A 23,678-nucleotide genomic window follows, 5' to 3' on the forward strand; every position below is an offset into this window, starting at 1 on the left:
GGTAATGTGAGCGCAGAATTTTCAACCTTTATTAATATTGGTGAGCGAACCAATGTGACCGGTTCAGCTCGATTTAAACGGTTAATTTTAGAAGGCGACTATGAAGTTGCTTTAGATGTCGCACGCCAGCAAGTAGAAAACGGTGCACAAATCATCGATATTAATATGGATGAGGCAATGCTCGATTCGAAGCAAGCCATGGTCACCTTCTTAAACCTCATTGCTTCTGAGCCGGATATTAGCCGTGTTCCTATTATGATTGACTCTTCGAAGTGGGAAGTCATTGAGGCGGGATTAAAATGCGTGCAGGGCAAAGCTATTGTCAACTCCATTAGTTTAAAAGAAGGTGAAGAAAGTTTCTTAGCACAGGCCAAGAAAATTAAACGATATGGCGCTGCAACAGTAGTCATGGCGTTTGATGAAAAAGGGCAAGCCGACACCCAAGCCCGTAAAATTGAAATTTGCCAACGCAGTTACAGGCTGCTTACAGAAGACATTGGCTTTCCACCTGAGGACATTATCTTCGACCCCAATATCTTTGCTGTGGCTACAGGTATAGAAGAACATGATAATTACGCAGTAGACTTTATTGAAGCCACACGTGTCATTCGCCAAACCTGTCCCCATTCTCACATTTCTGGTGGGCTATCGAATATTTCCTTCTCATTTAGAGGCAATAACCCTGTTCGAGAAGCCATGCATTCAGTATTTCTCTACCATGCCATTCGTGCAGGTATGGATATGGCTATTGTGAATGCGGGCCAATTGGAAGTTTATGATGAAATTCCAGCTGAGTTACGCGATGCGGTAGAAGACGTGATACTCAATCGAAGAAGCGACTCTACTGAAAGATTGCTTGATATTGCCCCTAATTATCAAGGTGACGGAAAAGCCGCTGCGAAAGAAGATTTAAGCTGGCGCGAACAGGATGTAAACAAACGTTTAGAGCATGCGTTAGTTAAAGGTATTACCGACTTTATTATTGATGATACCGAAGAGGCACGACAAAAAGCCGAGCGACCATTGCATGTTATTGAAGGGCCGTTGATGGACGGCATGAACGTGGTGGGTGACTTATTCGGTGAAGGTAAGATGTTTTTGCCGCAGGTGGTGAAATCAGCCCGTGTGATGAAAAAGGCCGTGGCTCATTTACAGCCCTACATTGAGGCAGAAAAATCAGATGACGCTAAAAGCAACGGCAAAATATTGCTAGCAACGGTAAAAGGGGATGTTCACGATATTGGCAAAAATATAGTGGGCGTGGTACTTCAGTGTAATAACTTTGAAGTGATCGATCTTGGCGTCATGGTCCCTGCGGCAAAAATTTTACAGGTTGCCAAAGACGAAAATGTCGACATGATAGGCCTTTCAGGGTTAATCACGCCTTCCCTCGATGAAATGGTGCATGTAGCGAAAGAAATGGAACGCCAAGGGTATGAAATTCCCCTGTTAATTGGTGGGGCTACCACCTCAAAAGCCCATACTGCGGTGAAAATCGAGCAGAACTATCATTCGCCAGTGGCTTATGTACCTAATGCCAGCCGCGCGGTAGGGGTCTGTCAAAAGCTATTGAATAAAGGCTCTCGTGATATTTACGCGAAAGAATTGGCTGCGGAATACGACAAAGTTCGGGAGCAGCACGCACGGAAAAAACCACGGAGTAAGCCGGTGACGTTAGCGCAGGCACGTGACAATGCCTATCAGCCCGATTTCTCAGTGCTGCCCGTTGCGCCTAACAAGCTAGGGGTAACACCTGTAACGGCGTCCCTATCGGTACTTAGGCACTATATTGACTGGACGCCTTTCTTCTTAACATGGTCATTGGCAGGCAAGTATCCTCGCATATTAGAAGACGAGGTTGTGGGCGAACAAGCACAGTCGTTATTTGCCGATGCTAACGCGATGCTCGATACTATTATTGCAGACAATAGCTTAGAAGCAAAAGGTGTGATAGGCCTATTTCCAGCAAACCGTGTAGGCGACGATATCGAGATTTATGCCAATGAGGAACGCGGTGAAATCAAAGCTGTGGGGCACCACCTTCGTCAGCAAACCCTTAAAGATAAGTTTGCCAATTATTGCTTAAGTGATTTTGTTGCACCTAAGTCCTCAGGTATTCGTGATTATGTGGGCGCATTTGCGGTCACGGGCGGCATTGGCGAAGACGAACTCGCGAACCAGTTTATACAAGCCGGTGACGACTACAACGGTATTATGGTAAAAGCGGTGGCCGATCGGTTGGCAGAAGCCTTTGCTGAATATCTTCATGAACGTGTTCGCAAAGAATACTGGGGGTATGCAAAGGATGAAGACTTATCTAATGAAGAGCTTATTAGAGAAAAGTATCAAGGCATACGTCCTGCGCCAGGCTATGCTGCGTGTCCAGAGCATACTGAAAAGCAAGTTATCTGGGATTTACTCGATGCTGAAAAACATACCGGCATGAAGCTCACAGAAAGTTATGCCATGTGGCCAGGGGCTTCGGTATCTGGTTGGTACTTTGCCCACCCAGAGTCAAAATATTTTGCCGTGGCAAAGATTCAGTCTGACCAAGTTGAAGACTATGCTTCCCGTAAAGGGTGGACACTGGAAGAGGCAGAAAAATGGCTGTCTCCTAATTTAAGCGATTAATCACAACAAGACATACCCAATGGAAAAACCGTTTAGCCAAGCTTGCGAAAATAATAAACGCCCAATTTTGCACGTGCTAGAACGTGCCTTTGCCAATACGAAACGCGTATTGGAAGTGGGCAGTGGGACCGGCCAGCATGCGGTTTTTTTTGCTGAGCATTTGCCACATTTGCATTGGCATTGTAGTGATCAAGCCGTTAACCATGCCGGTATCGCCGCTTGGTTAATGGCCTCTTCTGTGGATAATATTGAACCGCCAGTGTCCTTTACCGTGGGCGTGGATCACTTCCCTCAGACGGCAGGAGCCGGTTCGTTTGACGGTGTCTTTAGCGCTAATACTGCTCATATCATGCAAAAAGCAGAGATTCAGTCACTTATGTCAATGATTGCTGAAAACCTGCCCCACAAGGGCGTATTTTGCCAATATGGGCCCTTTACCCAAAACGGTGAATTCTCCTCGCAAAGTAACCTCGATTTTCATCAGTCATTATTGGCGCGAGGCTATGGGGGATATCGGGATATTGATGAGCTAAAAACGTGGGCACCTTCTCTACAACTGCAGAAAGTACATACCATGCCGGCCAATAACCTACTATTGGAATGGCACAAGAATTAGTTAACCCAGAAAAGTTACTCTATTTTTACACTTTTGTATAATTGCAAATTTTTTCTATCTATAGTTGTAAACAACGCCAATCTATTAGACAGTAGTAGATTCCAATTATTTGTGAATATTTAAGTAATTGATAACTTCATGATTAATGGATGTGGTCACGTTCGCTTTTACTCGTCATTTTATTCACCTGACAGTTTAAACGTACGACATGGCGCAATGCTGTGACGCTGTCCTCCATTCATTATCTCGCGTATAGCCGAAGAAGTTAGTTGTATTGCAGTTGGCGCCCATCTCAATGGTTTTATTCTCCTCCACTGCAAATAGTCATAAAAATAACAATGAGAAGTCGCTATGAAATCACTCTCGCTACAGAAAAAGTTTATGCTGATCGTAGGCGGTAGTATTGCCGTCATGCTGTCTATCGCCGCTACCATCTTGGTAAATATCGTTGCTGATAACACCCGTGAGCGCGTCCAACAAGACGTCAGCGCACTGGTTGCGCGAGAAGCAAATGAGGTGGAAGGTTTTTTTAACAAGTACGGAGGGGTAGCAGAAACCTTTCTTAGCAGCCCCTTTCTTAAAACCTTCTTCTATGAACATACCCAACGAGGCGGCGAAGATGGCCGCGTGAAAAACAGCGCTAAAATCTATCAACTTTTCACTAACATTAGTCATGATGACCCTGTGATTAAATCGGCGTTTTTTGGCTCAGCCCTAACCGGGGAGTACTTTTACGAAGAGGGAAGAGTTGGCGTAGATACCAGCGGACCTAATGCAGGAAATCCTGATTATGGGTATTTCACTACCAAACGACCTTGGTTCAACGCCGCCGTTGATGCTGGTCAACTTTACGTTACCCCGCCTGCCGTTGATTCACAAGATGGCAGTATCTCAGCGGTAGTACAAAAACCTGTCTACGAAAAAGGAAGGCTGATTGGGGTGGGAGGCGTCGATATTTTGATCAGCACAATAGGCAAGGTCATTGATAGCATCAGATACCAGGGGCAAGGTACGGCCTTCCTGTTAGATGAAAATCAAAATATCGTCTATTTCCCAAAACAGGGTAAAGAGTTGCCACTCAGTTCTTCGTTGGCTAACTTTGACACACTGTTTGATGAAACATCGGCATTTTCAGCTCTGGCAGGAAAAATCTCTACCGCCAGTGATGGTATGGTTGAAGTCACCTGGAAAGGGAAAGAATACGTGGCCTTTTTCCGCCATGCTAATTTAACCTCGCCTCAAATGGATTGGTCGCTGGGTATTTTGATACCGGCCAGTATCATCGATGGCCCCATTGAGGGTGCAATCACTACCGCGATTATTATTGCACTTATCATCATTGTACTGATTGCTCTGATTACTTTTATTGCTAGTGCAAAAATAACCACGCCTTTAGTCAACATGCGTTACGCAATGGCAGAAATTGCCAGAGGGGAAGGGGATTTAACCAAGCGACTCACCGTTCATAGCAATGATGAAATTGGTGCCCTTGCCCAAGAATTTAATACTTTCACAGACAAACTTCGCCATTTACTGAAAGAAACCGCGCTAAATACGCAAGCGGTGGCGGAGGCAGCGGCGCATCTACGTGATGTGTCACAAAATACCAGCGACGAAATTAATCAAGAACGCAATCAAGTTGATAACGTCTCATCTGCGGTCACCCAAATGGCGCAAACGGTGGTGGAAATTTCAAATAATGCATCACAATCAAGTATTGCCGCAACAGAAGCCGATGAGTTGGTGCAGTTAGGCAGTAATCAGGCAAAAGAGGCCATGGCGGAAATCCGTTCGTTGGCGGTATCGGTCAGTGACGGTGTTGAAGTTGTTAGTGGGTTGAGCAAGGAGTCAGATAACATTGGTGCGGTCATCGATGTGATTAACAGCATTGCAGAGCAAACAAATTTACTGGCATTAAATGCTGCCATTGAAGCGGCTAGAGCGGGTGAACAAGGCAGAGGCTTTGCCGTGGTGGCTGATGAAGTGAGGTCGTTAGCTAGTCGAACCCAAGAATCAACCACGGATATTCGCCGTATGGTGGAACGTCTGCAGAATATGGCGGAACAAACGGATGCAGTGATGAATAGTGGCAAGGCCCGTTCTGAATCTGGCGTGGAAAAAACAGAAAGAGTGGTGAATACGCTTATTGAAATTAATAGTGCAATTGGCAAGGTGCATGAGCAAAGTACTTATATTGCGCAAGCCACAGAACAACAAACGCAAGCGGCGCAAGATATTAACTCGTCGTTAGTGGCCATTACGGATTTAAGCGATAGAACCAGTGTTCACGCCCAAGAGTTAGCGGTGGAAGCGACCCAACTTAGCGGTGTATCAAGCGATTTAAAAGATTTGGTAGGGCAATTTAAAATATAGCACTGAAAAAATACCGCCCGTACCACACGTTTTTGGGAACGCCAAATAGGGAGTGCAAGGGGGAGAGGTAGTCGAATTCGCACTAAGTTAGTCTAACTTGATTTTTATAACCCCATGCACAGTAGCCTCAACTAGGTTACTGTAAAATAAAGTTTTAAAGATAAAGGATACAAGATGTCATTTTCAGTGAATCATTATTTCGATAACAAAGTTACCTCAATCGCGTTTGAATCTGCTCAGGGGCCTTGTACTTCTGGTGTCATGTCACCAGGTGAATATACCTTCGGTACCACGCAACATGAGCTAATGAAAGTGGTTGAGGGTGAGTTGGTAGTGAAGCTACCCAACAGTGATGAGTGGACGTCTTATCCTGCGGGCACAGAATTTGAGGTTGAAGCAAATGTTTCTTTTGACGTCAAAGTCTCAGTAGCGACAGCCTATTTGTGTTTTTATAGCTAGTCATTTTGCCAAGGGTACCAAGGGTACCCTTGGTTTTCCTGTTTTCACCTTGTTTATGGCTGACTTGCCAGCTGTATAAAGGCATCCACCAACTGAAAAGGATCGTCTTCTTTCCGATACCCCAAATAGAGGGTTTTTTGAACCCCCTGCTTTCCTAAAGAACGATAGGCTAAATTAGCGTAGTCCTTAGATTCCTCTATCAACCATTTAGGCAGTGCCGTTACACCACGCCCTGCGGCGACCATTTGCAAAATGATTTCTGTTGTTTCTATTTGTCTATGTTGCTTCACTGTGCGATTGGCGGGGTGTAAAAAGTGCGAAAAAATATCCAGCCGGCTTTCTTCCACAGGGTAAGTAATGAGGGTTTCATGCGCCAAATATTCTGGCTCTATTATGTCGTATTGCGTTAACGGGTGCTGGGCGTTCATGACCAACACTTGTTCGTAATCAAATACCCCTTTATAGCTAATTGAAGGAAGTTCTAATGGATCGGGAGTCAGCAAAATATCTATGTCGTACCCATGTAACGCCTGTAATCCCCCAAATGTCACCGCACGCTTTACATCCACATCGACATCAGGGTAGGCCTTTAAAAAAGGTGCCACTACTTTGAGTAACCATTCAAAACAAGGGTTACACTCCATACCAATTCGAAGTGTGCCTTGCTTTCCTTCTGCCATACGGCGTAACTGCGCCTCTGTGTGCTCAAACTGAGGCAAAACTCGCTGAGCTAAATTCAGCAAGCTTTTCCCTGCCTGCGTGAGTACAAGGCGTCTACCTTCTTTTCGCCACAAGGGCACGCCAAAATCTTTTTCTACCTTTTTCATGGCATGGCTTAATGCCGACTGTGTTAAAAACAAAGCGTTAGCCGCTTCAGTCATGGTGCCGTGTGTTTCAATTGCGCGAACAATTTTTAGGTGGTGACGGTCAATCATACATTATGAATTCTATTCATGATTTTGAGGTAAAGTTACCATCTTTTTCATTTATATAAAATGGCAAGGATACACAACCTACGGCGTGTTCTGCGCTAAGAGCCTAATCGTCTAAACCTACTATCTTTACGGCGCCCGAGAGGCGTGTCGCGATAATATGGCGAATAATTTCGCTAATTTCTCGAAAGGTTTGGCGATCGGGAGCTGTATTTCGCCAAGTTAACGCGTGTTGCCTTTCAATGGGCATACTATCAATTTCGCATACGTGTAAAGCTTCAGGGTGATGTAACTCTGAATGAATATACAAGCCAGGTAAAAAGGCCACGCCCATCCCCATCACCACCATTTGCCTTAAGGTATCTAAGCTGGTGCCTTCGTAGTCTCGTTGTAAGCTAGCCCCTATTTTGTCGCAAATGTGTTGTACCTGATGGTGAAAGTGATGACGGTCTTCAAGGGTGAGTACTTTTTCACCCCGTAATTGATGCGGCTTAACAAACGCGTTGCCTGCAAGGGGGTGATCGGAAGGAATAACAAACTTAAGGGGCTCTTTAAATAGAGGCCGGTTAATTAACTGAGAATGCTCACCCACCAGTGGCGAAAGAATAAGGTCATATTCGCCATGTAAAAGCCCATGTTGCAGTGCTTGGGGCGCGGCTTCTCGTACGTAAAATCGTAACCCAGGCTTTTGCTTGTGGAGTTCAGGCAACACGTGAGGCAGCAAGTAAGGGCCAAGAGTGGGAGGAATACCCAGACGGTACGTCACCACTTCTCCTTCGGCTAAGTCTCTTGCTGTTTCACTAAAACGCTGACTTGCCGCGAGTACTTCTTCCGCTGCGTTAAAGAGAAGCTTGCCTTGTGCTGATAACAAGGTGCCTGTGCGAGATCGCTCGAACAGCACTAAACCCAAATGGCTTTCCAGCGCATTTATTTGACTGGTGAGCGTGGGTTGGCTTATACCTAAGAAAGTAGCGGCTTGACGAAAACTTAGGTATTTCGCAACGGTTACAAAATAGCGAATTTGGTTAATTGACGGATTCTTCCCGTTAAGTTGCATGGCGGCCCTACTCTACATTCGTATACAATTGTTGGGTGATAGTATATGTCTATCACGAGTTGGTATATTAAACTATTAATCTATCAGGTGACACTGGCATGTACTTAAAATCACAATAATTACAAATATTGGAGAATATTATGGATCACGTTATATCTGGTGTGGCAAAGTTCCAAAAGGAAGTGTACCCGAACAAAAAGGCGACATTCCAAAAATTAGCAAACGGTCAGAACCCCGAAGTGCTATTTATTACGTGTTCTGACTCGCGTATCGATCCTAACCTTGTCACGCAAACCGACCCAGGTGAGCTATTTATCTGCCGAAATGCAGGTAACATTGTGCCTCCTCACAGTAATCAAACCGGTGGCATGACAGCTTCAATTGAATTCGCTGTCGCAGCACTTGGCGTATCTCACATTGTGGTTTGTGGCCATACAGACTGCGGCGCAATGAAGGGCGCTATTAAGCCTGAAGGCCTTGATGCATTACCTCACGTGAAAGAGTGGCTAGGTCATTGCCGCGTGGCAACTGACGTAGTGAAAGAGCGTTGTGGCACCCACGACTTGTCAATTGACCATCTAGAAGCGGTCACAAAAGAAAACGTTGTTCAACAGATTCAGCACCTTAGAACACATCCAGCGGTAGCGGCAAAACTGGCCACTGGGCAAGTAAAGCTGCACGGATGGGTGTACAACATTGGTAGCGGCGACGTGCTTTGTTATAACGATGAGACTGGTGAGTTCAAAGCCATGGATCAAACCGCTGCAGAAGCGCAACTTGCGCGCACTGAGTAGGAACTGATCTTATGGTTAACTTGAATTTTTCTAATTTACGCGGCGACATTACTGGCGGTTTAACCGCCGGTATTGTTGCTTTGCCTCTGGCGTTAGCCCTAGGTGTTGCATCTGGTCTTGGTCCTATTGCGGGGCTGTATGGTGCAATAGCTGTGGGTTTCTTTGCTGCCCTTTTTGGCGGCACGCCCTCTCAAATATCTGGCCCTACAGGCCCAATGGTGGTTGTATTAGCAGGCTTATTCGCCAGCTTATCGGGTGATGCTGCGCTTATTTTTACCGCGGTAATGCTCGCCGGCCTTATGCAAATTGCATTTGGCTTTTTAGGTGTGGGTCAATACATTCGATTAGTGCCTTACCCGGTCATCTCCGGCTTTATGTCAGGCATTGGTGCCATCATTATTATTCTGCAACTTGGTCGTTTACTGGGGCATGAGCCTCCGGGCGGAACAATAGGCGCGTTGAGCTACCTACCGACGGCACTTGCAGATATCAATTTTGCCACCCTTGCACTGGGCTTGGGTACCCTTGTAATTGCTTATAAATGGCCGCCTTCATTAGGTAAATATGTACCAGGCGCACTCGCTGCACTGATCATTGGTACTCTTGTTAGCCTAGTCTTGAGTGTGCCTGTTTTAGGCGCAATTCCTACGGGCTTACCTAGCTTGCATCTTCCTGTGTTTGATCAAAGCAAAGCACTACTTATATTAGAAGCCGCATTTATTCTTGCCGTGCTAGGGGCAATTGATAGCTTGCTTACCTCGTTGGTAGCAGACAACATGACGCGTACCCGTCACGACAGCAATAAAGAGCTTATTGGCCAAGGTATTGGTAATACATTTGCCGGTTTAATCGGTGGTATTGCGGGGGCTGGCGCCACAATGCGTACGGTGGTGAACATTCGTAGTGGTGGTAAATATAACCTTTCTGGCATGATACACGCACTTGTATTGCTAGCGATTGTTCTTGGGTTGAGTCCTCTTGCGGCGCAAATTCCTCATGCTGTACTGGCTGGTATCTTGGTGAAAGTTGGATTAGATATCATCGATTGGAGTTACTTAAAACGTGCCCACAAAGGTCCACGTTGGGACTTCGCACTTATGCTTACGGTTCTGGGTTTAACGGTTTTTGTTGACCTTATTACCGCTGTAGGTGTGGGGGTTGTGTTTGCTGCGTTAGCGTATGTTAAACAAATTGCGCAGTTGCAAATTGAAGAACTTAAAAAGATCCCAGAAGCGTTGAATGATCCTGAGGAAAATGCATTGCTTGAAAAGCTAAAAGATAAAGTGTCTATCTTTAGTTTTGGCGGTCCATTAAGTTTCGGTGCAGCCGCAGATGTAGGTCACCATGTTCGTGAACAAGTTAAGCCAGGTTCTAAAGTGACTATTTTAGATTTTAGTCGCGTTCCGACTATGGACGTCTCAGCTGCTATGGCGGTAGAAACCGTGACCTCTGATGCATTAGCCGCTGGCAGAAAATTGGTTATCTGTGGTGCGAATGTGGATGTGAACAAGGTACTTGAAAGCATCAATGCACACCATCCAGAAATTGTTGCTTTTGAAACGCTACACGAAGCTCTCGTATATGCAGAAAAGCAAGTAGCCGGAACTGATAGCGCTAATCACCGCTTTCAAGCCGCTACGCAATCGTAATTAATTGACGCGTTCCCTTTTTAGCCCTCGCAAGAGGGCTTTTTTATAGCATCTAAAAAAACCGCCTCTAGGGCGGTTTCTTAGTTTTACTCATGTCAATGCCATGAAGTTACCAAATACGAACACGTTCTTCTGGCGCTAAGTAAAGTGCGTCACCAGGTTGAACATTAAACGCGTCGTACCATGCATCATGGTTACGTGGTGCAAGTGCGCGATAGCGACTTGGCGCGTGAGTACCTGAGCGTAGACGATTAAGCATGCTCTGCTCGGTTTGTTTTTCACGCCAAACCTGTGCCCATGCTAAAAAGAATCGCTGGTCGCCAGTAAGGCCATCTATAACCGGTGCTTCTTCTCCATTTAGGCTGAGTTTGTAAGCGTGATAAGCCATGGCTAAACCGCCTACATCGCCAATATTCTCGCCTAGGCTATTGCGCCCATTAACAAAGTTACCTTCAATCGGTGAATACGCATTGTACTGAGCAACCAGTTTATCTGCTTTAGCTTCAAATGCGGCACGATCTGCGTCTGTCCACCAGTTACGCTGAATACCGTGGGCATCCGATTTAGAGCCTTGGTCATCAAAACCATGACCCATTTCATGCCCAATGACTGCGCCAATAGCACCGTAATTCACCGCTGGATCCGCATTTGGATCGAAAAATGGGGGTTGTAAGATAGCGGCAGGGAAAACAATTTCGTTAAATGAACTGTTGTAATACGCGTTAACACGCTGTGGAGTCATACTCCAACGTTCTCTATCAGTTTTCTCTAACTCTTTCTCAATCGATTGTTGGTGGAAGAATTCACGTAGATTTCTGACATTGCCAATAACATCATCACTTTCGATGGTCAGACCCTCAAAAGATTGCCACGTATCGGGGTAACCAATTTTAGGACGAAATGCCATTAATTTTTCTTTTGCGTTAACCTTGGTTTCTTCACTCATCCAATCTAAGTTGTCGATGCGTTGACCCAGTGCGGTACGCAGGTTTTCAACTAACTCAGCCATTTGGGTTTTAGAGCTTTCCGGGAAATACTCGTTGACGTAAATCTTACCAATAGCAAACCCTAAAGATTGCGTCCCCGACATTTGGCTTACAGCGCGTTTCCAACGAGGGCGGGGCTCTTGTTGCCCGCTTAATGTTGTGCCGTAAAAGTCAAAATTGGCGAGATAAATATCTTCTGATAACAAGCCCGCGTTATTTTTTATCGTATGGTAAGTTAAGTATGACTTCCACTTATCTAAGGCCGTGTCATTAATAATTTCAATCACCGCCTTAACAGGCTCAGGTTGGCTAATATTCAGCTCGGGGACTTTATAGCCTGTTTGAGCAAAGTAGGTATCCCAGTCAAAATTAGGATAATCATCAGACAGTTTTGCGCGCTCAATTTGATTTAGGGTTAAATCTCTGTCACGACGTTTTTCCCGTGGCCATTGCACGTTTGCAATTTCAGTTTCTAAGGCCAAGATTTCCGCTGCTTTTTTTTCCGGATTCTCAACTTTCGCAAACCCTAGCATTTGTGCGATATGCGCCTCATAGGCTTCGCGAATCTTCACAAAGCGCTCATCGTCACTTAAATAGTAGTCTCTGTCAGGAAGGCCTAAACCGCCCACACCCACACTTAATTGGTATTCATTGGGGTCTAGACGGTTGTACCACATACCGCTATTAATAGGGGAACTGGCACCAGTGAGCCAAGCATTCCCGAACACTTCAGTTAGGTCTTTTTGCGTAGAAATGTTATCAATGGTGGCAAGGACATCTGAAATTGGGCTTAAGCCTTTTTCGTTAATGGCGTCCGTGTCCATGTAGGAAACGAAAAAGTCGTGAACAAGCTTTTCTTCGTCATTCAGGGTTTCTTTTTCAAGTAGACCATCAACAATATTCTTCACCCGTTCCTCGCTTCGTTCAGCGAGCGCTGTAAAGGCACCGTAGCGGGTTTTGTCTGCAGGGAGTTCATAATTATCGTACCAAGTACCACTGGCATACATGAAGAATTCATCACCAGGTTTTATGGCTTCGTTGCGCGCACTTAAATCTACACCGAAGGAGCCGAGCTCAGCTTGATTCAACTCGGCATTTTGCGCGTCCATCATTGCCGCTTTGTCAGCAGCGCTTTTTTCTGTGTTTTCAGGTTGGCTACAACCTATTAGCCCAAGAGACGCCGCAATGGTGGCGGCAAGTAAGGTTTTCTTCATTTTATTTTCTCATTGTTGTTGTGGGTATCTGCTTCCACCGTGGTGGAAGGCGAAGACACCATTGTCGTTTTAAGTTTTGGTGCAAAATGACTGTTAAAAGGTAAAACATTTTTAGCTTGATTGAAATAATCTATGATTTGAGGTGTTTCTTGGCGTAAAAATTGTGCTACAGCGTCATGAAACGCAGGGTGAAAAAGTTGATGTGCAGACTGACAATAGATGGGTTCGAAACCTCTTAAAATTTTGTGCTCGCCTTGGGTTCCAGGATTAAATAAAGGGAGTTTTCGGTTAATGGCAAACGCAATGCCCTCAAAGTAACAGGTGGCGAAGTGTAACCCGTCTACGTCTTCTAGTGCTCCCCAATATCTGCCATACAGCCCAGTTTCATCGTAAAAAAACAATGCACTCGCGATGGGGCGCTCATGGCTACGCGCTGTGACAATCAGCATATTGTCAGCCATGCTATTGAAAAGGGCATAAAAGAAGGCTTTGTTTAAGTAGCCAAGATGGCCGCTTCTTTTCAAATAGGTCGCCTGATAGCACGCGATAAAGCAGTCAAGAATGACTGAGGATATCTCCGTGCCTGTGGCATGGGTAAAGGTAATGCCACTTTGTTGGTGGCGTTTTTGCGTTTTCCTAATTTCTTTTCTTTTTCTAGCTGTGAGCGCCGACAAAAATGCGTCGAAATTCTCATAATCATAGTTATGCCATTGAAACTGTACACTGTATCTCGTTAAAAGCTGCTGCCCGTTATCCAGTAACGGCGTGCATGCGTCATTCGGGAAAAGCCAGTGCACAGAAGATAGGCATTCGTGATGATAACCTTTAAGTGTATCTATCACTTGCTGTATTAATTGTGATGAAACTGCCACGCCCTGTTTAACGAGCACGCGAGAACCCGTCACGGGGGTAAAAGGAACGGCTGATACCCACTTGGGGTAATACTCCATTCCGTGTTGATGGTAAGCATTCGCCCAACCTTGGTCGAACACGTATTCACCATAACTATGGGTTTTTACGTAACCGGGGATAAGCGCAATAATGTCGTGGCCATCTCTAACCACAACATGAAGTGGTTGCCAACCGGTGTCAGCGGTGCAGCTTTCGCTGTTTTCCAAAGCATGTAAAAAGGCATAGCGAAGAAACGGGCCGTGGTTACTCGCCAAGGCATCCCATTGTAATTGACCTATGTCAGCTATATTTTCAACAAAACGAATATCGTAGCTCATCATTATATATATGTTTTACGCTTAATTGCGCTTCACCCTAGTGTTGAGGGTACAATACTACCAAGCTAATAAAGAAATAGAGTAGGGACATTATTAAGAAAATGTCAGACTTCGATAGAAAGTTCATTACAGACGCGATTACTCGCATGCTTGCAAGACGAGAACATAGTTTTGATGAAATTTGTCGTAAACTTTCGCAAAAGGGAATAGAAAGTGACGCCTTCATCCCCATATTGGAAGAATTCAGAGAGGCCAACATTCAATGTGATAAGCGCTTTGCCGAAAGTAGAGCAAGGGCGCTTTATCACAAAGGCGCGGGGCCGAGAAAAATTAAACTCGATTTACAACAATATGGGGTAAACGAGTATGACGCACAAAGAGCAATACAAGAGATAGAGGCCGATTGGTTTGAAGCCGCGCTTAAGGTGAAAGTGAAAAAATTTGGCGCAGGTAGAGAAACTGACTTTAAATACGCAATGAAGCAAAAGCAGTTCTTACAATACCGAGGCTTTTACAGTGAACACATAGAATTTGCTGTGAAAGGGGAGTAATTCCTATTTTCGATGTTAGCAATCGTGCTTTTATCGGGCTTTTTATGCGTGCTCTCGGTCTCTTAGGCTTAACAAAAAAGCGACAATTATGCTATTGTTGCGCACACCCGCGAGGGCAATGAATGTGATTTCTATTTGCCGATACGCATTTCTATTTAATTGAATTAAGGAAGTTAGGTTTTCAATGACATTATCAACTGCTGACTTACGCCAAAAGTTTATCGATTATTTTAAAAGTCATGGTCACCAGGCGGTGGCAAGCTCGTCTCTGGTGCCGGCAGATGATCCAACGCTTCTCTTTACTAACGCAGGCATGAACCAATTTAAAGACACGTTTTTGGGTACAGAGCAACGAAGCTACACCCGAGCGGTTTCTTCTCAGCGTTGCGTTCGGGCTGGTGGTAAACACAACGATTTAGAAAATGTAGGTTACACCGCCCGTCACCACACTTTCTTTGAAATGCTTGGTAATTTTAGTTTCGGCGATTACTTCAAAAAAGAAGCCATTGAATTTGCGTGGAATTTCCTCACTAAAGAGATTCAATTACCTAAAGAAAAGCTGCTTGTTACCGTGTATTCAGAAGATGATGAGGCGTTTGATATTTGGGAAAACCACATTGGCGTACCGAAAGAAAAAATCATTCGTATCAGTACATCTGATAACTTCTGGTCTATGGGAGATACCGGCCCATGTGGACCTTGCTCCGAGATATTTTATGATCACGGCGCGCATATTTGGGGTGGCCCTCCTGGAACACCAGAAGAAGATGGCGATCGGTTCATAGAAATATGGAACCTGGTTTTCATGCAGTATAATAAGCAAGCCGATGGCACTATGGAGCCACTGCCTAAGCCATCCATTGATACGGGGATGGGGCTAGAGCGTATATCGGCTATCTTGCAAAATGTGCACAGCAACTATGAAATTGACCTTTTCCAAAACTTAATTAAAGCCTCTGCTGATATTGTTGGAACTCAAGATTTAGAAAATAAATCTTTGCGCGTTATTGCTGACCATATTCGTTCTTGCAGCTTCCTTATTTGCGATGGTGTTATGCCGTCAAATGAAGGGCGAGGTTACGTCCTTCGCCGTATTATTCGCCGTGCCGTACGTCATGGTTATAAGATGGGTGCGCAAGATATTTTCTTCTACAAATTAGTTGAGGCGCTAAGCAAAGAAATGGGGGCAGCTTATCCTGAACTGGTTGATCAGCGACCCGTTGTTGAAAAAGTACTACGTGTAGAAGAAGAGCAGTTTAGTAAGACCTTAGCACGGGGTATGGCGATGCTTAATGATACCCTTGACGCCCTTGAAGGTGACACCATTCCTGGTGATGTGGTCTTTAAGCTTTACGATACCTATGGCTTCCCTACCGATTTAACCAATGACGTTGCCCGCGAACACGATCTTAAAATAGATGAAGCTGGTTTTGAGGCTGCAATGCAGGCTCAACGAGAACGTGCACAACAAGCCAGTAGCTTTGGTGCAGATTACAACAGCAAGTTAGCGGTTGAACATCAAACCTCATTTACGGGCTACACCGAGGTAGAAGGTGAAGCGAACGTCGTTGAGCTCATTGCCGACAACGCATTTTGTGATTCACTTGCCGATGGGCAAGAAGGCGTCGTCGTACTAGATCAAACGCCTTTTTACGCAGAAAGCGGTGGTCAATCTGGCGATAAAGGCGTGTTGCGCGTAGCGAAGGGTGAATTCATTGTCACCGACACTCAAAAAATGGGTAACGCCTTTGCTCACAAAGGAAAAGTCAAGGGCGTCATTAATAAAGGTGATAAGGCATCGGCGGCTATCGATAATAGCAACCGCGAGGCGGTGAAGAAAAATCACAGTGCCACACACCTTTTGCATGCCGCGCTAAGAGAGATCTTGGGTGAGCACGTGACGCAAAAAGGCTCGTTAGTAGAAGCGCAACGTATGCGTTTTGATTTCTCGCATTTTGAAGCCATGACCACAGAGCAAATAGCGCAAGTCGAGCGCCGTGTGAACGAAGAAGTTCGCGCGAATCATGTACTCAAAACAGAGCTTATGGAACTTGATGAGGCAAAAGCGTCGGGTGCAATGGCGTTGTTTGGTGAAAAGTATGATGAGAAAGTTCGGGTCGTGACGATGGGGCCTTTCTCTGTAGAGTTATGTGGGGGCACCCACGTGAAGAGCACCGGCGAGATTGGCTTATTTAAAATTGTCACAGAAGCGGGCATCGCATCAGGGGTTCGCCGAATAGAAGCTGTCACCGGAGAACATGCTATTGCTTATGTTCAGAAACAGCAATCTATGCTGTCTGAAGTCTCAGGGTTGCTAAAATCGGATGTACAAAATGTAGTCGAACGTATAATTTCCCTACAAAATCATACTAAAGAACTAGAAAAAGCCCTGAATTCTGCGAAACAAAAACTGGCGAGTCAGCAAGGTGCTGATATGCTTAATAGTGTGATAGAGATAAAGGGCACCAAGGTACTGATTGCCAATTTAGAAGGGGTGGAGTCTAAATCGCTGCGAAGCATGATGGACGACATAAAGAACCGAATTGGTGAAGGTATCGTAGTGTTAGGTGTGGCTGGTGATAATAAAGTCAACCTTATTGCCGGTGTAACAAAAGGGCTTACGAGCAAAGTTAAAGCTGGAGAATTGGTTAACTTTGTTGCTGCGCAAGTAGGTGGTAAAGGCGGTGGCCGTCCTGACATGGCTCAGGCTGGCGGTTCACAACCAGAGAACTTAAGTGCGGCGTTAGATTCGATTAACGCTTGGTTAGAAGATAAGCTATAATCAACGCGTAATCTGCAGTGAGTTTTTGAAGTGACACAGAAACACGGAATCACTGTTGCCCTCATCGGGTCGTGCCGATGTGTTGGCGAAGTGTTTATGGATAGGTTTAGAATTAAGGATCAGGAGCAAGCGAATGCTTATTTTGACTCGTCGAGTTGGTGAAACACTGATGGTTGGTGACGATGTGACCGTGACTGTCTTAGGTGTAAAAGGGAATCAGGTTCGAATTGGTGTGAATGCACCAAAAGAAGTTTCTGTGCACCGTGAAGAGATATATATGCGAATTCAAGCAGAAAAGGGCGGTCAGTCTGACGCTGCTGAATAAGTCATATCTTGGAACGAAAAAGGCCAGCAATGCTGGCCTTTTTTGTGTCTAACACGCTTCGCCTTATACTCGGCAAACCAAAGCATTTACGTGGGTTATTCAATTATCCTTATACGGAGGCATTTAATTAGCCATGGATTACCTATCGCCCTAAGCGCATAGGACGAATAATTCGTTTGTTCTTCGTACAAAAAATGTGTTTTTTAAACAAATCGTTTAAAATGCCAGCGTACAGTCATTTTCTTTCTAAAAAAGGTTTGACTCCGGCCAATGAATCCGTAAAATGCACCCCGCACTCAAGGAGAGGTGGGTGAGTGGCTGAAACCAGTTCCCTGCTAAGGAACCATACGCATTACGCGTATCGAGGGTTCGAATCCCTCCCTCTCCGCCATTATTCGTTGGTAGTGGCGATCAACAATTTGTTTTGCGCGTGTGTAGCTCAGCTGGATAGAGTACCTGGCTACGAACCAGGCGGTCGGAGGTTCGAATCCTTCCACACGCGCCACTTATTTTAAAGCGTCACCTTTTGGTGTAAAATCCAAAAGTATACAAGTTAACGCGTGTGTAGCTCAGCTGGATAGAGTACCTGGCTACGAACCAGGCGGTCGGAGGTTCGAATCCTTCCACACGCGCCATATAAGAAAGCCCACCTCATTGAGGTGGGTTTTTTTATATCTGCCTCTTCGTGCTTATCTTCCCTTTCTTGCTAACTTTTTACTGTCGCCCTGTATTTCTGCGTACTCAGCTGGGTCAATAGGGTGTGCTTAGTACATACCTATCAATACGGGTCTTTATTAATTCATATCGCATAAAAATATATTTAATCTATAGAAATGTGCATAAATGCCGTTAATTATTCAGTTAATTATCTTAGGGAGTTGTGTTTATTTTCTCACCATGGTACTTATTCTGCACTATTCATTAAAAGGGTTTACCCATGGATTCAGGATCAGTTTCTAACTTGCTCATAGAAGCAGGCTCACTGATGCTTATTGGAATGCTTTTTGTGTTCGCATTTTTAGGCCTACTTATCGTTGGTGTTCACCTGATTGCAAAATTTTGTGAAGCCTTTCCTGGCGAATCCGTTCAGGAATTAAAACCGCAACCTCGTCGCGCAGTACAACCTGGCGTGGATGGGAATGTTATTGCCGCTATTACTGCGGCCGTCCACACACATCGTCAAGCGAATAAAAAATAATATCAGGAGTTCTCATGTCTAAGCCACTGGCCTTAACCGAGCTAGTATTGCGTGACGCCCATCAATCGCTACTTGCCACACGTATGCGTATTGAGGATATGTTACCTATTGCTGAAAAATTAGATAAAGCTGGCTTCTGGTCAGTTGAATCGTGGGGAGGCGCAACTTTTGACGCGTGTATTCGTTATTTAGGAGAAGATCCTTGGGAGCGAATCAGGCAGTTAAAGGCGGCCATGCCCAATACCAAGCAACAAATGCTTTTACGCGGGCAAAATCTATTGGGGTATCGTCATTATGCTGACGACGTGGTGACTCGCTTTGTTGAGCGCGCTCACGAAAATGGGGTAGATGTTTTTCGAATTTTCGATGCCATGAATGACATGCGAAATCTCGAAACAGCAATAAAGGCAACAGTAGACTGCGGTGCCCATGCACAAGGAACGATTTCCTACACGGTAAGCCCTGTTCACAATCTGCAACTTTGGCTCGATATGGCTAAACAGCTGGAAGACATGGGGGTTCACTCTATTTGTGTGAAAGACATGGCTGGCCTTCTTAAGCCTTACGATTGTGAAGCCCTAATTAGTGGCCTAAAGGAAACGGTGAAGGTGCCTATTGCTATGCAGTGTCATGCAACCACCGGATTAAGTACAGCCACTTACCAGAAAGCCATTGATGCTGGTATAGATATGCTGGATACCGCTATCTCATCGATGAGTATGACCTATGGTCATACGGCAACAGAAACCATGGTGTCTATAGTAGAAGGTACCGAAAGAGATACAGGTCTCTCTTTGCCTCACCTTGAAGAAATCGCTAGTTACTTTAGGGAAGTGCGCAAAAAATACAGTAAATTTGAAGGCAGCCTCAAAGGGGTTGATGCTCGAATTTTATTGGCGCAAGTGCCAGGTGGCATGTTAACCAATATGGAAAGCCAGCTAAAAGAGCAGGGCGCTGAAGACAAGTTTGAAGAAGTATTGAAAGAAATTCCCCGTGTAAGAGAAGATCTCGGCTTTATTCCTCTGGTAACACCGACGTCGCAAATTGTGGGTACACAATCAGTATTAAATGTACTCACTGGTGAGCGCTATAAGAGTATTACGAAAGAAACGGCTGGGGTCCTTAAAGGTGAATACGGTGCGACAGCAGCGCCAGTCAATGCTGAACTTCAAGCCCGCGTGTTAGATGGCAACAGCCCAATAACATGTCGTCCAGCCGATAATATTGCGCCTGAATTAGACAGTTTAGAGAAAGAACTTACCGCACTAGCCAGTACAAAATCTATCTCATTAAGCAACGAAAAAATTGACGATATTCTCACCTATGCTCTGTTTCCTCAAATAGGCTTAAAATTTTTGGAAAACAGGGGCAATCCAGACGCCTTTGAGCCAGCGCCAGGGCAAGACGCGCCAACGCAAGTGACAGATACTTCAGCGGCCTCTCAACCTACTTCTGGTTCAGCCGCAGCGTACGACGTCAGTGTGGACGGAAAGCGTTATCATGTCCAAGTGGCACCGTCTGGTGAACTCACTCATGTTGCTCCAGCACCGGCTGCGCCACAAAATGCGTCTGCAGCAGCGCCAGCAGGTAACGAGCAGTCAATTAATGCACCGCTAGCAGGAAACGTGTTTAAAGTTCTTGTGCGTGCCGGAGACGCGGTGTCAGAAGGCGATGTGGTCATGATTATCGAAGCGATGAAAATGGAAACTGAAATTCGTTCAGCCTTTACAGGCACTGTCAGTGATGTGTGTGTGGGTGAAGGCGATAGCATCACCAGTGGTCAGCCTTTGATAATGTTGGGGTAGTGCATGGATAAGTTTTCGGTGCTGTGGGACAGCACAGCGTTAGCCCACTTTGAAAGCGGCCAGTTAATCATGATGGCGGTGGGCTTTGTACTCCTGTATTTAGCCATAGTGAAAAAATTTGAGCCTTTGCTATTAATTCCAATTGGTTTTGGTGCCTTGCTGACCAATATTCCTCTAGCCGGTTTTTCGGAAGCGGGAGGCTTGTTGCACTACATCTATAAAATAGGCATAGATACGGGGGTCTTCCCGTTGCTTATTTTTATGGGAGTGGGTGCAATGACGGACTTTGGCGCCCTCATTGCCAACCCTCGTATGTTGCTACTCGGGGCGGCCGCCCAATTTGGGATTTTTGCTACCTTGTTTGGTGCTATTGCACTTAATCTTGTCCCTGGGTTTGAATTTACCCTTAAAGATGCCAGTGCCATTGCTATAATCGGCGGCGCCGACGGGCCCACTGCGATATTTTTAGCGTCTAGGCTGGCGCCAGACCTACTCGGAGCCATTGCCGTGGCAGCCTATTCATACATGGCGCTAGTCCCCATTATTCAGCCTCCTATTATGAAGGCGCTAACGAATAAAGAAGAACGAAAAATAGAAATGGCGCAACTTCGCCCAGTGTCAAAGCGAGAGAAAATTATTTTTCCCCTTGCCGTACTGTTTCTCACTATTTTGTTTTTGCCGTCAGCGACGCCTCTCGTAGGGATGTTTTGCTTTGGTAACCTAATGAAGGAGTGTGGTGTTGTTGATAGGTTAAGCAATACCGCTCAAAACGAACTGATTAATACGGTGACCATATTTCTTGGTTTGGCTGTGGGGTCAAAACTTTCAGCCGACAAGTTTTTAACGGTAGAAACGCTCGGTATTTTGGGGTTAGGTGCGGTGGCATTCGCCATCGGAACGGCCGCAGGGGTACTGATGGCGAAACTCATGGCTAAACTAAGTAAGGAAGCCATTAACCCCCTTATTGGTGCTGCGGGCGTATCCGCTGTGCCTATGGCTGCACGAGTGGTGAATAAAGTAGGGCTAGAATCTAACCCGCATAACTTCCTTTTGATGCACGCTATGGGGCCGAATGTGGCGGGCGTACTGGGCTCGGCTGTCGCCGCGGGTATTTTACTCGCGCTAGTGGGGTAAACGAGCCAAACTTAGCACCACAGTCAGTTGGTTTTTAATGCGCACACCTAATGCGGTTTGAGTTTCTCAAACCGCATTTTTATTGCGTATATTTCGAATATTGTGTGTTCCGTTGAATTAAAGCCTAGTGCGTTAATCAGTTACTCACTGATGGTCTGTTGGGGAACCAGCGATTGATAAGCAAGCACCATTTTTTTTGTTGTAGGGTGCTTGGGCCAGCGAAATAAGGTTTCAGTTTTACCTTCTTCTACGATATTCCCGTTTTCCATGACAATCACTCTATCGGCAATATGGCGCACAATCCCTAAATTGTGACTGATAAAGATAAACGCCAATCCTAATTCTTGTTGAAGTTGCAAAATAAGATTGACCGTTTGTGAGCGAATAGATGGATCTAGCGCCGCAAAGGGTTCATCGGCGACCAGCACTTTGGGTTTAAGCATAATAGCTCGCGCCAAGGAAACGCGCTGCTGTTGGCCATCAGAAAGCATATGTCTGTAAAAGTAATAGTGTTCCCGCAGCAAACCCACTTTGGTTAAGGTTTCTTCAATTAAAGCTTTACGCTGCGTTTCAGTTAATGACGTGTTTAAACGCAAGGGTTCATCTAAGATCTTGCCCACGGGAATAGCAGGGTTCATAGACTCGCTGCTATGTTGTAATATCATTCGAATATCGTGAGTACGTTTTTTTTGCGTTTCTTGTTTATTGTACTTGGCTAAGTATTTATGACTATTAAGCACGATTTCACCAGCATCTGCGGGTATTGCTCCAACTAATAATTTAGCCAGTAACGATTTTCCCGCGCGGTTTTCACCAATAATAGCAATGGTTTCTCCACGTTTAACGGTTAACGATACCGGCCCTAATTGAAATATCTCCGGTTTTTTTAACCAGCGCTTTTTATCGTTGTGATAAAAGGTTAACCCTCTTACATCCATAATGTCTGTCATAACTTTTCCATATGTAGTGGGAAGTGACAACTGTAAGTATGGTCGTGAATCCGTCTTACACTGGGTGTAGACACACACGCCCGTTGTGCGCGTGGGCAACGTGGACCCAAACGACATCCAATCGGCAAATGCTGTAACGTAGGAATAGACCCTTCTAACGTGGGAAGCTCTGATTTGGGCGGCAAGTCTTTTCTAAAACTAGGGGCACTGTCTAAAAGCGCTTTGGTATACGGGTGCAGTGGCCGCTTTTTTAAATGTTTCATTTTTCCGGCTTCCACTGTTTGCCCAGCGTAGAGTACCGTCATTGAATGAGACATGCTTGCGATGGCTAATAAGTCATGACTCACAAATAAAATACTTAAAGAGCGGGTTTGATTTAATCGTGTGAGTAACTTCAGAATCTGTGTTTTGGTAGTGGGCTCCATGCCGCGAGTGGGATCATCTGCAATCAACAATTGAGGTTGAGACACCAACGCCATAGCAATCATGAACTTCTGCCCAATATCGCTCGGAATTTGGTGGGGGTAAGCATTGAGATAATGCTTGTGGTGTTTTATGCCCACCTTGTGCACGGTGCTAATCGCAATTTTCTTTCTGTGCTGTGCCCGTTGCCAAAACCAACTTCCTTTAACAAATTCGCTAGGAATACTTTCTTCTAGCTGTTCGCCGAGGGTGGCTGAGGGGTCTAAACTGGCTTGGGGGTTCTGGAAAACCACGGCAATTTCACGACGCATCACTTCTCGACGCTGCTGCTTAGACATACCCAGCAGGTTTTCCCCTTTCCAGCTCATTCTATCCGCTGTCAGTTGCCACTGAGCGGGAAGGGCTCCGCATATTGCCGATACAATTAAACTCTTACCAGAGCCCGACTCCCCAACAAGCGCGCGAATTTCGCCACTGCTTACTGATAAGTTTACTTTGTCTAACGCTTTGATACTGGTATCGCCACTGACCATCTCCAACGTGAGATTTTTTATATCAAGCACTGGCATA

The 23,678-nt window shown here is 45.4% G+C and carries 18 protein-coding genes and 3 tRNA genes; 15 read left to right on the forward strand and 6 right to left on the reverse strand.

Annotated elements, in window-relative coordinates; genetic code table 11:
- Positions 1 to 6 precede the first annotated feature (6 nt).
- The 4 genes from metH to ppnP all read left to right on the forward strand — a co-directional run bounded on the left by metH (position 7) and on the right by ppnP (position 6,079).
- Positions 7 to 2,631 carry a methionine synthase gene (gene metH / locus EP13_RS05225; RefSeq protein WP_081869443.1) on the forward strand — a complete coding sequence of 875 codons (2,625 nt, stop codon included), beginning with the start codon at positions 7 to 9 and terminating at the stop codon, positions 2,629 to 2,631.
- A gap of 19 nt (positions 2,632 to 2,650) precedes the next feature.
- The gene (locus tag EP13_RS05230; protein WP_044056366.1) at positions 2,651 to 3,247 is read left to right on the forward strand and encodes a DUF938 domain-containing protein; all 597 of its coding nucleotides are present in this window, start codon (positions 2,651 to 2,653) and stop codon (positions 3,245 to 3,247) included.
- Between the two features lie 351 nt (positions 3,248 to 3,598).
- Positions 3,599 to 5,620: a methyl-accepting chemotaxis protein gene (locus EP13_RS05235; protein ID WP_044056367.1), complete on the forward strand. Its 2,022-nt coding sequence runs from the start codon at positions 3,599 to 3,601 to the stop codon at positions 5,618 to 5,620.
- A 174-nt stretch (positions 5,621 to 5,794) separates the two neighbouring features.
- Positions 5,795 to 6,079, forward strand: coding sequence for a pyrimidine/purine nucleoside phosphorylase (gene ppnP / locus EP13_RS05240; protein ID WP_044056368.1), 285 nt, complete (start codon positions 5,795 to 5,797; stop codon positions 6,077 to 6,079).
- A 53-nt stretch (positions 6,080 to 6,132) separates the two neighbouring features.
- Here the strand turns inward: ppnP and EP13_RS05245 are convergent, their stop codons facing one another.
- Together EP13_RS05245 and EP13_RS05250 are read right to left on the reverse strand one after the other, a co-directional pair.
- On the reverse strand, positions 6,133 to 7,014 hold the full coding sequence (locus EP13_RS05245; protein WP_044056369.1) for a LysR family transcriptional regulator: 882 nt from the start codon (positions 7,012 to 7,014) through the stop codon (positions 6,133 to 6,135).
- Positions 7,015 to 7,117: 103 nt separating this feature from the next.
- On the reverse strand, positions 7,118 to 8,068 hold the full coding sequence (locus EP13_RS05250) for a hydrogen peroxide-inducible genes activator (RefSeq protein WP_044056370.1): 951 nt from the start codon (positions 8,066 to 8,068) through the stop codon (positions 7,118 to 7,120).
- A gap of 140 nt (positions 8,069 to 8,208) precedes the next feature.
- On the opposite strand from EP13_RS05250, the gene EP13_RS05255 reads away from it, so the two are divergent.
- Together EP13_RS05255 and EP13_RS05260 are read left to right on the forward strand one after the other, a co-directional pair.
- On the forward strand, positions 8,209 to 8,862 hold the full coding sequence (locus EP13_RS05255; RefSeq protein WP_044056371.1) for a carbonic anhydrase: 654 nt from the start codon (positions 8,209 to 8,211) through the stop codon (positions 8,860 to 8,862).
- 11 nt (positions 8,863 to 8,873) lie between these two features.
- Complete coding sequence (locus EP13_RS05260; protein WP_044056372.1) at positions 8,874 to 10,511, forward strand: SulP family inorganic anion transporter; 1,638 nt, start codon at positions 8,874 to 8,876, stop codon at positions 10,509 to 10,511.
- Between the two features lie 109 nt (positions 10,512 to 10,620).
- On the opposite strand, the gene EP13_RS05265 is transcribed toward EP13_RS05260, so the two are convergent.
- On the reverse strand, positions 10,621 to 12,711 hold the full coding sequence (locus tag EP13_RS05265) for a M13 family metallopeptidase (protein ID WP_044056373.1): 2,091 nt from the start codon (positions 12,709 to 12,711) through the stop codon (positions 10,621 to 10,623).
- Positions 12,708 to 13,943, reverse strand: a complete 1,236-nt coding sequence (locus tag EP13_RS05270) for a GNAT family N-acetyltransferase (RefSeq protein WP_231497926.1) — start codon at positions 13,941 to 13,943, stop codon at positions 12,708 to 12,710. The genes EP13_RS05265 and EP13_RS05270 overlap by 4 nt, the downstream gene beginning before the upstream one ends.
- A 98-nt stretch (positions 13,944 to 14,041) precedes the next feature.
- Between EP13_RS05270 and EP13_RS05275 the strand changes: the two genes are divergently transcribed.
- The 9 genes from EP13_RS05275 (at position 14,042) to EP13_RS05315 (ending at position 21,735) form a co-directional block, all read left to right on the forward strand.
- On the forward strand, positions 14,042 to 14,491 hold the full coding sequence (locus EP13_RS05275) for a regulatory protein RecX (protein ID WP_044056374.1): 450 nt from the start codon (positions 14,042 to 14,044) through the stop codon (positions 14,489 to 14,491).
- 184 nt (positions 14,492 to 14,675) lie between these two features.
- Positions 14,676 to 17,273 (forward strand): alanine--tRNA ligase, encoded by a 2,598-nt coding sequence (alaS, locus tag EP13_RS05280; RefSeq protein ID WP_044056375.1) that lies wholly within the window; start codon positions 14,676 to 14,678, stop codon positions 17,271 to 17,273.
- A 133-nt stretch (positions 17,274 to 17,406) separates the two neighbouring features.
- Complete coding sequence (csrA, locus tag EP13_RS05285) at positions 17,407 to 17,598, forward strand: carbon storage regulator CsrA (protein WP_044056376.1); 192 nt, start codon at positions 17,407 to 17,409, stop codon at positions 17,596 to 17,598.
- 300 nt (positions 17,599 to 17,898) lie between these two features.
- A tRNA-Ser gene (locus tag EP13_RS05290) sits at positions 17,899 to 17,989 on the forward strand.
- Between the two features lie 37 nt (positions 17,990 to 18,026).
- Positions 18,027 to 18,103: transfer RNA gene (locus EP13_RS05295), tRNA-Arg, on the forward strand.
- Positions 18,104 to 18,156: 53 nt separating this feature from the next.
- Positions 18,157 to 18,233: transfer RNA gene (locus EP13_RS05300), tRNA-Arg, on the forward strand.
- 302 nt (positions 18,234 to 18,535) lie between these two features.
- A complete protein-coding gene (locus tag EP13_RS05305) occupies positions 18,536 to 18,796 on the forward strand; it encodes an OadG family protein (RefSeq protein ID WP_044056377.1) in 261 nt (86 codons plus the stop codon).
- A 14-nt stretch (positions 18,797 to 18,810) separates the two neighbouring features.
- Positions 18,811 to 20,601 carry a sodium-extruding oxaloacetate decarboxylase subunit alpha gene (gene oadA, locus EP13_RS05310; RefSeq protein ID WP_044056378.1) on the forward strand — a complete coding sequence of 597 codons (1,791 nt, stop codon included), beginning with the start codon at positions 18,811 to 18,813 and terminating at the stop codon, positions 20,599 to 20,601.
- Between the two features lie 3 nt (positions 20,602 to 20,604).
- Positions 20,605 to 21,735, forward strand: a complete 1,131-nt coding sequence (locus tag EP13_RS05315) for a sodium ion-translocating decarboxylase subunit beta (RefSeq protein WP_044056379.1) — start codon at positions 20,605 to 20,607, stop codon at positions 21,733 to 21,735.
- A 140-nt stretch (positions 21,736 to 21,875) separates the two neighbouring features.
- On the opposite strand, the gene EP13_RS05320 is transcribed toward EP13_RS05315, so the two are convergent.
- A complete protein-coding gene (locus EP13_RS05320; protein ID WP_044056380.1) occupies positions 21,876 to 22,685 on the reverse strand; it encodes an ATP-binding cassette domain-containing protein in 810 nt (269 codons plus the stop codon).
- A complete protein-coding gene (locus EP13_RS05325) occupies positions 22,682 to 23,677 on the reverse strand; it encodes a peptide ABC transporter ATP-binding protein (protein ID WP_044056381.1) in 996 nt (331 codons plus the stop codon). Before EP13_RS05325 ends, EP13_RS05320 begins: the two co-directional genes overlap by 4 nt.
- Position 23,678: the final 1 nt, after the last annotated feature.

This window comes from Alteromonas australica, from assembly GCF_000730385.1.
GTDB classification, from domain to species: domain Bacteria; phylum Pseudomonadota; class Gammaproteobacteria; order Enterobacterales; family Alteromonadaceae; genus Alteromonas; species Alteromonas australica.